The sequence below is a fragment of the Clostridioides sp. ZZV15-6388 genome (assembly GCF_020657755.1).
Lineage (GTDB): Bacteria > Bacillota > Clostridia > Peptostreptococcales > Peptostreptococcaceae > Clostridioides.
This window is the reverse complement of the sequence record NZ_JAGWCU010000001.1, coordinates 250,825-263,300: the sequence shown is the minus strand read 5'-3', so window position 1 is coordinate 263,300 and position 12,476 is coordinate 250,825. Positions and strand designations below refer to the sequence as shown.

14 protein-coding genes, 1 pseudogene and 1 riboswitch are annotated in these 12,476 nt (G+C 28.7%); of the genes and pseudogenes, 1 reads left to right on the top strand and 14 read right to left on the bottom strand.

What is annotated here, in order from left to right:
- Window positions 1-94: 94 nt before the first annotated feature.
- The 4 genes from KGF48_RS01210 to KGF48_RS01195 form a co-directional block, all read right to left on the bottom strand.
- Window positions 95-886, bottom strand: coding sequence for a MetQ/NlpA family ABC transporter substrate-binding protein (locus tag KGF48_RS01210; RefSeq protein WP_227827354.1), 792 nt, complete (start codon window positions 884-886; stop codon window positions 95-97).
- 37 nt (window positions 887-923) lie between these two features.
- Entirely contained in the window at window positions 924-1,580 is a 657-nt protein-coding gene (locus KGF48_RS01205; RefSeq protein ID WP_227432857.1) for a methionine ABC transporter permease, read from the bottom strand.
- Entirely contained in the window at window positions 1,573-2,538 is a 966-nt protein-coding gene (locus KGF48_RS01200) for a methionine ABC transporter ATP-binding protein (RefSeq protein ID WP_227827353.1), read from the bottom strand. The genes KGF48_RS01205 and KGF48_RS01200 overlap by 8 nt, the downstream gene beginning before the upstream one ends.
- 118 nt (window positions 2,539-2,656) lie before the next feature.
- A riboswitch (SAM riboswitch) is annotated at window positions 2,657-2,763 on the bottom strand.
- A 124-nt stretch (window positions 2,764-2,887) separates the two neighbouring features.
- Complete coding sequence (locus KGF48_RS01195; protein WP_227840996.1) at window positions 2,888-3,487, bottom strand: hypothetical protein; 600 nt, start codon at window positions 3,485-3,487, stop codon at window positions 2,888-2,890.
- 245 nt (window positions 3,488-3,732) lie between these two features.
- Between KGF48_RS01195 and KGF48_RS01190 the strand changes: the two genes are divergently transcribed.
- Window positions 3,733-4,329 (top strand): DUF3793 family protein, encoded by a 597-nt coding sequence (locus KGF48_RS01190; RefSeq protein WP_227840995.1) that lies wholly within the window; start codon window positions 3,733-3,735, stop codon window positions 4,327-4,329.
- A 99-nt stretch (window positions 4,330-4,428) separates the two neighbouring features.
- On the opposite strand, the gene KGF48_RS01185 is transcribed toward KGF48_RS01190, so the two are convergent.
- From KGF48_RS01185 to KGF48_RS01140, 10 genes and pseudogenes are all read right to left on the bottom strand, one after another.
- Window positions 4,429-5,391 (bottom strand): NrtA/SsuA/CpmA family ABC transporter substrate-binding protein, encoded by a 963-nt coding sequence (locus KGF48_RS01185; RefSeq protein WP_255611362.1) that lies wholly within the window; start codon window positions 5,389-5,391, stop codon window positions 4,429-4,431.
- A gap of 33 nt (window positions 5,392-5,424) precedes the next feature.
- Complete coding sequence (locus KGF48_RS01180) at window positions 5,425-6,156, bottom strand: ABC transporter ATP-binding protein (RefSeq protein ID WP_227840994.1); 732 nt, start codon at window positions 6,154-6,156, stop codon at window positions 5,425-5,427.
- The gene (locus KGF48_RS01175; RefSeq protein ID WP_227827348.1) at window positions 6,149-6,919 is read right to left on the bottom strand and encodes an ABC transporter permease; all 771 of its coding nucleotides are present in this window, start codon (window positions 6,917-6,919) and stop codon (window positions 6,149-6,151) included. Before KGF48_RS01175 ends, KGF48_RS01180 begins: the two co-directional genes overlap by 8 nt.
- A gap of 88 nt (window positions 6,920-7,007) precedes the next feature.
- Complete coding sequence (locus KGF48_RS01170; protein WP_227827347.1) at window positions 7,008-7,718, bottom strand: AIM24 family protein; 711 nt, start codon at window positions 7,716-7,718, stop codon at window positions 7,008-7,010.
- A 180-nt stretch (window positions 7,719-7,898) separates the two neighbouring features.
- Complete coding sequence (locus KGF48_RS01165) at window positions 7,899-8,051, bottom strand: FeoB-associated Cys-rich membrane protein (protein WP_227827346.1); 153 nt, start codon at window positions 8,049-8,051, stop codon at window positions 7,899-7,901.
- 25 nt (window positions 8,052-8,076) lie between these two features.
- The gene (gene feoB, locus KGF48_RS01160; protein WP_227827345.1) at window positions 8,077-10,233 is read right to left on the bottom strand and encodes a ferrous iron transport protein B; all 2,157 of its coding nucleotides are present in this window, start codon (window positions 10,231-10,233) and stop codon (window positions 8,077-8,079) included.
- A 98-nt stretch (window positions 10,234-10,331) separates the two neighbouring features.
- A complete protein-coding gene (locus tag KGF48_RS01155) occupies window positions 10,332-10,553 on the bottom strand; it encodes a FeoA family protein (protein ID WP_227432844.1) in 222 nt (73 codons plus the stop codon).
- A gap of 12 nt (window positions 10,554-10,565) precedes the next feature.
- Window positions 10,566-10,775 carry a FeoA family protein gene (locus tag KGF48_RS01150; RefSeq protein WP_227840993.1) on the bottom strand — a complete coding sequence of 70 codons (210 nt, stop codon included), beginning with the start codon at window positions 10,773-10,775 and terminating at the stop codon, window positions 10,566-10,568.
- Window positions 10,776-11,294: 519 nt separating this feature from the next.
- Window positions 11,295-11,903, bottom strand: a complete 609-nt coding sequence (locus KGF48_RS01145; protein ID WP_227841240.1) for a dienelactone hydrolase family protein — start codon at window positions 11,901-11,903, stop codon at window positions 11,295-11,297.
- 335 nt (window positions 11,904-12,238) lie between these two features.
- A pseudogene (locus KGF48_RS01140) lies at window positions 12,239-12,387 on the bottom strand (helix-turn-helix domain-containing protein).
- Between the last annotated feature and the right edge of the window lie 89 nt (window positions 12,388-12,476).

Genomic DNA, 12,476 nt, shown 5'->3' with positions numbered 1-12,476 from the left:
AATTCTCCCAAAAAATTTGTCACTTTCTAGTTATAAAAAAAAATGAGTAAAGTTTTTAAAATTTTACTCATTTTATAGATTTTGTATATTTAATTTAAAAAGCTGGAACGATACTTCCTTTATATTCATCTTGTATAAACTTTTTAACTTCTTTACTATTCATAGCTTCTGATAAAGCTTTAATCTTATCACTATCCTTATTATCTTCTCTACAAGCAATTATATTTACATATGGAGAATCACTTGATTCTATTACTATTGCATCTTTAGTAGGATTTAAATTAGCTGTTAAAGCATAATTAGAATTTATTACTGCTCCATCAACATCTTTTAATACTGTTGGTAATTGTTCTGCATTCATTTCTTTTATTTGTATATTTTTAGGATTTTTAGTTATATCTTTTTTAGTTATAAGTTCGCCATCTTTTACTTCTATTAATTTATGTTTTGCTAATAATTTAAGTGCTCTAGCTCCATTAGTCGCATCATTTGGTACAGCTATAACTGCTCCATCTTTTACTTCATCTAATGATTTAACTTTTTCTGAATAGAATCCCATTGGCTCTATATGAACTTTAGATGTATAAGTAAGTTTATATCCTTTTTCCTTAACAGTCTCCTCTAGAAATGGAATATGTTGAAAGAAGTTAGCATCCAAAGAACCTTCATCTAATGCTGTATTTGGAAGCACATAATCATCAAATATCTTTACTTCTAAATCATATCCTTTTTCTTTTAATAAAGGTTTTGCAACTTCCAATATTTTTGCATGTGGATTTGATGATGCCCCTACTAATATTTTTTTATCCTCTTTGTTTGAACATCCTACTGCTGATATTGCTATTGCTGACACTAATGCTACTGATAATAATTTTTTTAATTTCATTTTTTACTCCCCCTTTAAAAATGTTTTATTGATTAAATTATTTTAGTTTCTTATACGCTAGATTTCCTAAACCTTGTATTATTTGAACTAGTATTACAAGTGCTATTACTGTATAAACCATTACTGCTGTATCAAATCTTTGGTATCCATAAATAAGTGCTATATTACCTAGTCCACCAGCTCCTACTGCACCTGCCATAGCTGTATAACCAAGTATAGAAATTACTGACAATGTAATTCCAGATACAATTGAAGGCATTGCTTCTTTTATCATAACTTTAAATACTATTTGTTTTTTTGTAGCCCCAAAAGATTTGGCAGCCTCTATTAGTCCCTTATCAACTTCATTTAATGAACTTTCTATAATCCTAGCGATAAATGGTGCTGCACCAATAGTTATTGGTACTATTGCAGCAGTTTCTCCTATACTTGTTCCAACAATTAATCTTGTTATTGGAATCATTGCAACTATAAGTATCATAAACGGGAAACTTCTAAATATGTTTACTATAAATCCTAGTGCACTATTAATCGTGCTATTTGGTTTTAATCCATCTGGTTTTGTCACTACTAATATAATTGCTAGTATAAATCCTAATATTGTTGCCACTACAGTTGGTACTATGACCATATATAAAGTTTGTAGTAATGCATTTGGAAATAGTGTTGTTAAAAAATCAATTAGACTATTCATTTATCATTTCCTCCCATCTTATGTCCTTATCTGTAAGATACTGTTTTACTTTCTCTCCGCTTTTATCTGAAACATTTATAATAAGTGAACCTAAAATATCCTCTTTAAATTGTTCTAATTTCCCAAATATTATAGATACATCTATGTTTAACTCTCTTGCCATTGTTGTAATAATAGCATCATTAGAAATGTCTTTAGGGAATAGTATTTTTATATTTGTTCCTTTTGGTAAAATTATACTTTCTTCACCTATTAATTTTCTAAGTCCCTTAGTATTTCTCAAGAAAATTTCTTCTGTATCTCCTACTTCTAATACCTCTCCATTTTCCATTATTGCCACTCTTCCGCAAATTTGTTTTATAACTTCCATTTGATGAGTTACAACTATTATTGTTATTCCTAGGTTTTTGTTTATATCTTCAAGTAATGAAAGAATTGATTTTGTAGTATTTGGGTCTAGTGCTGAAGTTGCTTCATCACAAAGAAGTACTTGTGGGTTTAGTGCTAAAGCTCTAGCAATTGCAACTCTCTGTTTTTGACCACCACTTAAGTTTCTTGGTTTATCATTTTTCTTTTCAGATATACCAACCACTTCTAGTAACTCTAAAACTCTTTTTTTAATTTCTGCCTTTGTATATCCAAAACACTCTAAAGGTAATGCTACATTATCAAATACTGTTTTTCTTTCAAGTAATGAAAAGTGTTGAAAAATCATTCCTAACTCTTTTCTTAAATCCCTCATTTGCTTTTCATTTAATGACTTTACTTCCTTATCAGATACAAGCACACTACCTTCTTGATATTCTTCTAGCCCATTTATGCATCTAAGTAGTGTTGATTTTCCAGCACCACTATGACCTATTATCCCAAAGATTTCTCCAGATTCTATCTCAATACTTACATCTTTAAGTACTTGAGTCTTTCCATAATACTTATTAACATTTTTTATGCTAACCATAAAATTTCCTCCCCACATATTCTGCTCAATTTGTATGTTTATTTTTATTTATGTATTTTAAATTTGTATCTAACAAAATAAAAGCCTGAGTATAAACTCAGGCTTAAAAAGCTATTTATACTCATCTATCAACTATATCAGTTGCAGGATTTAGCACCAATGTATATAAAATATACTGGTTGCCGGGTTTCAAAGGGCCAGTCCCTCCACCACTCTTGATAAGACGTTATTTAATTTAATTCGATTATCATTTGTTGCTATGTTATATATAATATATTTATTAATAATATTTGTCAATAAATTTATTTAAAATTTTTATTTTTTATTATTCCTAATTAAAGATAAATAACTATTTTTTATTGTTTCCTGTTATTCCTAATCTATCATTCATATCTTTTATCATTTTTCTAAAACCACTACCTATATCATTTCCAACATCTTCTGTTCCATGAACTAATTTCATAAAGTCATTTTGACCTTTTTTCATATCTTCGTCAGATACTTTATCTAATTTTGCTAGTCTAGAATCTATATCCTTTACTAATCTTTCACCTTCAGTTATTAATTCATCATTCATTTTCTTTAATTCAGCATCTTCTGTTTTACCATCTTTTTTAAGAGAATCTACAAATGATTGTATTTTATCTCTACTGTCTTTATATGCTGCCTTTACATCACTTAAATATTTTTCATTTCCTGGATATTCTTTATCCTTAAACTGATTATTTATACTTTCTGGAGTATCATAAATAGAATATCTATTTAAACCTGCTATATAATCATTATAGCTTGTTGAATAATAATTCATATAGCCTTCATTGTTATTTACTGATTCGTTTGGATTTTTTCCTGCATTTTCATCTGGTTGTTCAGTTTTTTTAGTACATGCTGTCATACCTATAGCTAATACTAACGCAAGTCCTACAAATAAAGTTCTTTTTAATTTCATTTTTATTACCCTCCTAGATGTTTTATATTACAAAAAGTTTTAATAATTCTCTTTCTTACATTTAGTATTTCTATATTTTTATTTTTTATTTACTAAAATTAAACAATTTATAATTTATTTTTTGGGAAATTATAATAGATAAGTAATTAAATAAAAAAATATAATTTTATTATTGATATTGATTATCATTCATAGTATAATTTAATTAATTGATATTAGTTTTCATTTGAAGGAGGTTATCTTTTATGCATTGTTGCAGTTCACAATTTTGTTGTAAGAATAAAATTGAATCATCATATATAAAATGGCTTTTAGAAGTTTTAGGTCCAGTTTTTTTAGGCTCTAAACCTGCTGAAATAATAAATATTTCATTTACTGACGTAAATAGAGAGGAAAAAATTAGTGATATTTACAAATATTTATATAAGTGTAAAAAGATAGATTTTATAGTTATTGATAAAGAAAAAAAAGGATTAAAAATATTATTTGTAAATAAAACTGCATTGTCAGAAAGATTAAAATGTAAAAAAACAGTAAATTTTTTGAAGTTTTTAGGATACAAACAAAATACTAATGTAAATGCTTATTTAGAGCATCTAGTTGAAAAACTTAAAACTGATACTTTTCCTGATGAAATAGGTATTTTTTTAGGATATCCCCTTAAAGATGTGATTGGATTTATGGGATATAGTAACTGTGAAGTTTCTATGATTAAATATTGGAAAGTTTACGGTGATCCAAAACAATCAGAAGACACATATTCTAAGTTTTTGCTTCATCGTAAAAAAATGAGAAAATTGCTTGACTACATAAGTGTAGATAAAATAGTAAGCTGTTTCTAATTAGATTTAATTCTATAAAATAATTAAAAATAAAAATACATCCTTTTTTATCATGTTATTACCACAATAACTTAAGGATGTATTTTCTATTTTAATATACTAATTTTGATTATATAACATATCTTTAATATTTATTTTCTTTTCTTGCATTCCATTAGACATCAAGAATTCTTGTGTATCCTCTAACTCTTTTATATCCTTATCTGTTATCTTAGAACTAAAATCATACCAAGAATACATTTCCTTTGTTTCATCTAAAGTTAAACCAACTTCTTTTGATACATCTTCCATTACCTTATCTTTATTTTCATCCATATATTTTAAAGTTTCTTCATGAACTTTCATAAATCTTTTTACTAATTCAGGATATTTTTGAGAAAAATCATCACTTACTGCAGTAACTATTATTCCACTAACTAAACCTTCTCCATTTACTATCATTTTGCTACCTGCATTTATTGTTTTTAGAGCTACTGGACCTGCAAGCATTGCAACATCAGCACTTTTACTTTCTAATGCAGAGGCAGCGCTAGGAATATCCATGTTTACATATTCAACATCATCTATAGTATAACCTTCCTTAGCAAGTGCAGCAATCAATAATTGATGAAGTATAGTCCCTTTTGGCCCTACAATTTTCTTACCTTTTAAATCTTTTATAGATTTGATATTTTCATTGTTAGTTATAAGCATATATCCTTTTGGTGATCTGCTATAGATATTTGTAATTTTAAGCCCAACTCCATTAGAAGCAGCTATTATAGCAGATGTTCCACCTAATGCATGCAAAAAGTCTAATTCTCCAGCAGCTAGTGCCTGAGTTTGTTCTGGACCTGTTGTTAGTTCATGAAAATTAACTTTTATATTATCCTTTTTAAATTCCTTACCAAATGAATCATCCTTCTTTTCCAGTATACTTGGAACATTAAGTGGAGACTTTACATAGGTTAAATTTATTTCCTTAGGTAAACTAGTCTCTTTTTTTGTAGGAACATCTTTATTACCCTCTTCTTTTGTTGAACATCCCACAGTACCAACCAATACCATTACTAAAGATGTCATTACTGCTAAAATTTTTTTGTTTCTTTTAATCACTTAAAACTCCCCCAATTCCCTTAATATTTCTTTTTTTAAGCTTATATAATAGCTTTTAGTTAAATCTCTATTATATTCATCTTCGACACTAAATTGTTTAATCCCTTTATTTTTACTAAAAACAATTATTTTCTTTGCTATTTCCATAGCTTCTTCGATATTATGAGTTACAAATACTACCCCTTTTTTAGTATTTTTATGGATATTTACTACTTCTTTTTGCATTTTTCTTCTTGTAAAATAATCTAATGCCGCAAATGGTTCATCCATCAATAGAATATCTGGGTTAAAAGAAAGAGCTCTTGCAATACTTACTCTATGAGCCATTCCTCCTGAGAGCTCATTTGGATATGAGTTTTTAAACTTTTCAAGTTTCATCATCTTTAAATATCTGTCTAAATCAACCTTATTTATATTATTTTTTTCAGTATGTAAAAGTATATTTTCACTTACATTTAGCCATGGCATTAGTCTACTTTCTTGAAAAACAACCCCTACTTTTGGGATACACTTTTTATCATTATAAAAAAAATATACATTTCCACTAGTAGCACTTTCAAGACCTGCTAAAATTCTAAGCAAAGTTGTCTTCCCACAGCCACTTTCCCCTAATATAACCGTTATTTCTTCGCTAGATATACTCAATGATATATCATCAAGCACTAAATGTTCTTTATTATCAACTAAATACTTTTTATGTATATTCTCTAATAAAAATCCATTTCTAACCATTTAAATCAACCTGCTTCCCTTTGCTAAATTTTGCTATTGCCATTGAAAATAGATAATCTGAAAGTATACCTAAAAAACCAATAACAAAAATTCCAACCAGTACAATATCAGTTCTTGACATATCCTTACCATCAGAAATCAAGTATCCTAAACCAGAAGAAGCCGCAATAAGTTCTGCACCAATTATAGCTCTAAAGCTATACCCAAGACCTAGACTAAGTCCAACAATAATATCTAACATAGAATTAGGAATTATTATTTTGCAAAAAATTCTTTTCTTAGATAAATTAAAAGACTTTCCTACTTCGATTAATTTACTGTCACAATTTTTTATCCCTTTTAGCGTATTTAAAAATATTGGGAAAAACGATGCTAAAACTATAATTATAATTTTAGACTCTTCACCTATACCAAACCATAAAATCAGCATAGGTATTAAAGCTAGTGGAGGTGTACTTCTCATAAATTCAAATAGTGGCTTGAAATACTCATACATTTTTTTATTTACACCAAATACGATTCCAAGTGGTATTGCTATCAATGAACTTATTAAAAAACCTATAAATATCCTCTTAACACTAGCATAAACATTTAAAAAAATAGAACCATCATTTATCATTTTTATAAAAGTTTCGAAAACTCTTTCAGGTGGAGGCAAAATATAGCTACTCCATATACCTAAAACACATACAATTTTCCATAAAATTAAGATTAGTAAGAAAATGTAATATCCTTTAAACTTTTTATGAATTCTCTCCAGCATCTAAAACTCCTTTTTAATATACCTACCCCTGCTACCATTTTTATTCTTTAAATATATTTTAAATCACAATTAAAATGCACTATAAAAATTAATCTATGCCAATTCTTACTCCACCTGACCTCATTCTGTCAGAAGGTGTTGCATCTGTATTCAGACTAGACAATCTCTCCGATGGTTGTATAATAACTATTTGGCCAGGTTCAACAAACTCCATATGATAAGATTCCCCTGAAGTCTGACCAACAAAAGTTTTCCATGATAGTTTTGCTACTTTAGGATATGGTTCCCTTCCAGTCCATGCTACTAACGCATCTGGGTCAACACAACAAGGCCCTTCAAGTATCAGAGGGTTACCATCTGTTATTATGGCAATATCTTGATTTTGGCTTGTTTTATTTATTAAATGTGTAGTAAAAAGTCCTTTTTGAGATATTACTCCTGAACCAATTAATTTTACACTATAATCTAGTTGTTCTGAAAATGCTAATAAGTTTTCGCTCTCAACACAAATCGAGTCACCTGGGTCAATTGATATTACATCTACATGATAAGCATTTTGTGCTAGGTAAATTTCACCTTCACCTTCAACAACCATTATTGGCATTTGTTCTCCTGTCAATGACCTTTGAACATGTCCTAGTAATGCTCTACCTAAACCACCGCCATTGTTTGGGCCTAATATTAATTTTTCAAAGTTAAAATTTCCTTTAAATGCTACCATAGCACCTTTTTTAGCAAAAAATTTACCACTTCCTCTTGCTATACACATAAGTTCGTTTGTCACATCAAATTTAAACATAATAAACATTTATATTGCTGTATTTAGCAATAATCCCTCCTAATCATATATTTGTCTATAATTATACAGTAAAAATATAATATAGTCTAATTGAATTCAAATATGAAATTTATTATTTATATAAAAAATAAAAGCCTGATAATAAAGTAATTTAAACTTTTTATCAGACTCTTATTTTATCTATCTTTTAGTATCATGGCAACTCTTACTACTTGAGCATCCAGAACAACCACATCCACAACTACTGCCATTCTTTTTTTTGTTATTAACCATATGCATCACAGCCAATGCCATTAATATTACCACAATAGCTGCTATAACAAATGTAGCCATAATCATCACTCCTTATTTATATGAACTAATTTTTCATATAGCTCAAATTACCAATTTTATCTTTTTTTATTGTTCGATTTGAATAAGTTAAAACTCCAAATACTACAGCTATTGCTATAACTATAGATATTATTGCCCCAGCAATACTTCCGCCAGTTCCTAAAAGTACACTTCCAACTTGATTGATAAGAAGAGCAACTATATAAGCTGTTAAAGTTTGGAATCCTAATGTAATCCATGTCCATTTCCATGAACCCATTTCTCTTTTTATAGCACCAATAGCTGCAAAACAAGGTGCACAAAGCATGTTAAATGCCATAAATGAAAATGCACTAACTACTGTAAACATACTTGCAACTGAACCAAGAAGTGTTGGGTCTTGTTCTGTTGCATCTGATATACCAAACAAAACACCAAATGTTCCAACTACATTTTCTTTTGCTACTAGACCTGTAACTGTTGCTACTGATGATTGCCAGTTTCCAAATCCAAGAGGCGCAAATATTGGTGCAACTATATTTCCTAGACTAGCCAATATACTATCTCCTGCATCTACCATTTGTAGTGACCAGTTAAATGATTGTAAAAACCATATTACTCCACAAGCAACAAATATAATTGTACCTGCTTTGATTATAAATGCTTTTCCTCTATCCCACATATGAATTAAAACACCTTTTGCACTAGGAACATGATATTGAGGTAGTTCCATAACAAATGGAGATGGCTCTCCAACAAATAAAGAAGTTCTTTTTAATATAATTCCACAAACAATTATCATTACAATTCCTAAGAAATACATTGATGGTGCTACCCATGAAGCCCCTCCAAACAAAGCTCCTGCAAATAAAGCTATTATTGGAATTTTAGCTCCACATGGAATAAATGTAGTTAACATGATAGTCATTTTTCTGTCTCTATCATTTTCTATAGTACGAGTTGACATAACACCTGGAACTCCACAACCTGAACTTATAAGCATTGGTATAAATGACTTTCCTGAAAGACCAAACTTACGGAAGATTCTATCCATTATAAAAGCCACACGTGACATGTATCCACAATCTTCAAGTATTGATAATAGTAAAAATAAAAGCATGATTTGTGGCACAAATCCTAATACAGCTCCAACTCCACCAATTAAGCCATCAACTACAAGACCTTGTAACCAATCAGCTACATTTACGGAAGCTAGGAAATTACTTACATTACCTTGAATAATTTCTCCAAACAATACATCATTTGTCCAATCAGTTGCTATAGCACCCAATGAACTTACTGCTATGTAGTAAACTCCCCACATTATAAGTGCAAAAATAGGTAATGCTAATATACGGTTTGTTACAATCTTATCTATTTTATCTGAGACAGTTTCTTTACCTTTTCTATTTTTCTTTATTATGCTTGAAATTATTGAACTGATAAATTCATAACGATTTGCTGTGATTATACTTTCACTATCATCATCCAATTCATCTTCACAGCTTCTAGTTATTTCTTCTATATCATTTAATATTCCTTTAGAAATATCAAGCTTTTGTATAACATTTTCATCTCTTTCAAATAACTTGATAGCTAACCAACGTGTTTCCATATCTATATATGGAGTTTTTTCCTCTATTATCTTTTCGATTTTTTCTATTGCTCCTTTGCTTTCATCAACAAAAGGTAACTTAAAATCTAATTTATTGTTACAACTTGCAATTTCAATTGCTTTTTGAGCAGCTTCCATAATTCCTTGCCCTTTAACAGCTGTTACTTCTACTACAGGGCAACCTATAACCTCTGATAATTTTTTAATATTTATCTTATCTCCATTTTTCTTAACAACATCCATCATGTTAAGAGCTATAACAGTAGGTATACCTAATTCCAAAACCTGAGTTGTTAAATATAAATTTCTCTCTATATTTGATGCATCTACAATATTTATTACTGCATCTGGTTTATCATCAAGCATAAAATTACGTGTAACAACTTCCTCTAATGTATATGGCGATAGAGAATAAATTCCTGGTAAATCTACTATTTCTACATCTTTATTTCCTTTTAATTTTCCACCTTTTTTTTCAACTGTTACTCCTGGCCAGTTACCAACATATTGCGATGAACCTGTAAGTCCATTAAACATTGTTGTCTTGCCACAATTAGGATTTCCTATGAGACCTATTTTTATTGACATTTCCATTCCCTCCATTAATATTTAGATACATAATTATTTTTGATACAGAAAATCATTCTCACTATATAATTGCATTAACCCTACTATAATTAAGTTTATTATTCCACAATAATTTTTTCTGCATCTGATTTACGAATTGACAGTTCATAATCTCTAACTGTTATTTCAATTGGGTCTCCAAGAGGAGCTACTTTTCTCACAAACACATCAACACCCCTTGTAATCCCCATATCCATTATACGTCTTCGTGTGGCTCCTTCTCCTTCTAATTTTTTAACTTTTACAGTTTCCCCACACTTAATATCCTTTAGCTTGTTCATATTACTACCTCCCTATATTATTATCCTGCTTGCCATTTTTTTATCTAATGCAATTCTAGTATCCTTTACATCTATTATCAAATTGCCATCTATCTTAGAAATTATTTTAACATTTGTTCCTACTACAAATCCTATGCTATTTAAAAAGGTTCTTATCTTATCACTTCCTGAAATCTTCTTTATAACTACTTCTTCTCCTATATTTGATAATACTAATGGCATATGATTTTCCTCCTCCTTATACTAATTTAAATTTATGTGTAGACTTTTCCTTCTATTTAAATTCTAGTATCTTATTTTTAAGTTGTGACTCATTAAAATGATTACCTATTTTTTTCCTTCTTTTTACAATTCTTAATTTTGATTTAAGTCTATCACAATAGTATAAGTTTTGCAAGTGATTATTGTATTCTTTTGATTTTTTTTCTCAATTAAACTTCTTCCTCATATAAATCTTATTCATTTTAGCATAATTTCCATAAAATAAAGATGCTTTTAGATAGTATCTTTGACTATCTAAAAGCATCTTTATTTTTCATCTATTCTATATTTATTTATATATTTAATTCTTCCTTAGAAACATTTTTTTATTATTACTTTCATCTTTTTCTGTAAAAAATGCTCTATCTAATTTTAAAATATCAACAGATAAATATATTTTGACATACTCTTTTCTTCTATGCATGAGTGTGTGACAAACAAAAAAATTTTAAATTCTCTTATAAATAATTATAGTCTCTATTAACTTGAATGTTTAGATAGAAACTCCATTTGTTGAAGATTGAATGTTTGTGCATGAGTATTAGAATAATTTTTTGAATATGTATCAATAAAACCATGATTTGCCTCTGCAATTTCAATTTGAATATTTTGTTTTTTAGCAAGTTGAGAGGCAACAAAATCAACATCAAATGAATCGTATTTTGCAAATACCAATAAAACAGGACATTTTGGAATTACATCTATATAATCTCTAATTCGAGAACCATAACAGCAAATTATTCCATCACACAATGAATTTTCACTGCATCTCCATGCAATTGTTGCACCTACACTATACCCAATAACGAATACATGCTTATATTTTAATTTTAAATCATTTATAAGTTTTTCTACTTTTTCATAAATATTAAATCCTATATTAGTTATAAAAAAATTATATGCATCTTGGGCTTTTAAATAAGAAAAAACTTTTCCACTACCCAAAAGTTCAGGACAGAATACATCATATCCATCTTGATAGTATTTTTGACAAATATCCTTTATAAAGTTGTTAACTCCATAAATTTCATGTAGCACTACAATAGCTATCTTACTTTTATATGTATACTTAATCAGTTTATCCACCACCTTTATTAAACAGTCAATATTTTTATACTTAGTTTAATGTATTCCTATGTGTATGTCAATTTACTATTTTAGAATCTAATTTACTCTTTAATTCCATATTTTTATATTTGAATACTTCCTATTAGCTTTAATTGACATAAGGGAAATTCCTAATACCCTAAAAAAAGCACTCATTTTACCACGAATTTACCACGATTGAATGAGCCTTGACATGACGATAAAGAGACAAGGAAGATAGCACAAAAGCTGTACATTTCCCTTTCTTCATTCATACAACTAGACTATTTCACTTTGATTTCAAACATAAAAATAGCTTTTATCATCTGTGTATGAATTTATCCTTTTAGTTCTTCATCAACTTGCATATTGACCGAACCACTCTCATTGTAACACGGACGTAGGCATAATTTGGATATATAAGTGTTATAGATTTCAAAATTTCCTTGATTGCTTTTTCATCTCCGTCAAATGCCTTACATATCAACTCATAAGATGGATAATCATCATCATTAAAGCATTAAACTGTAATCTGACGATATGCTCAAAAGAAGATAAACTCATGTTTATTCACCT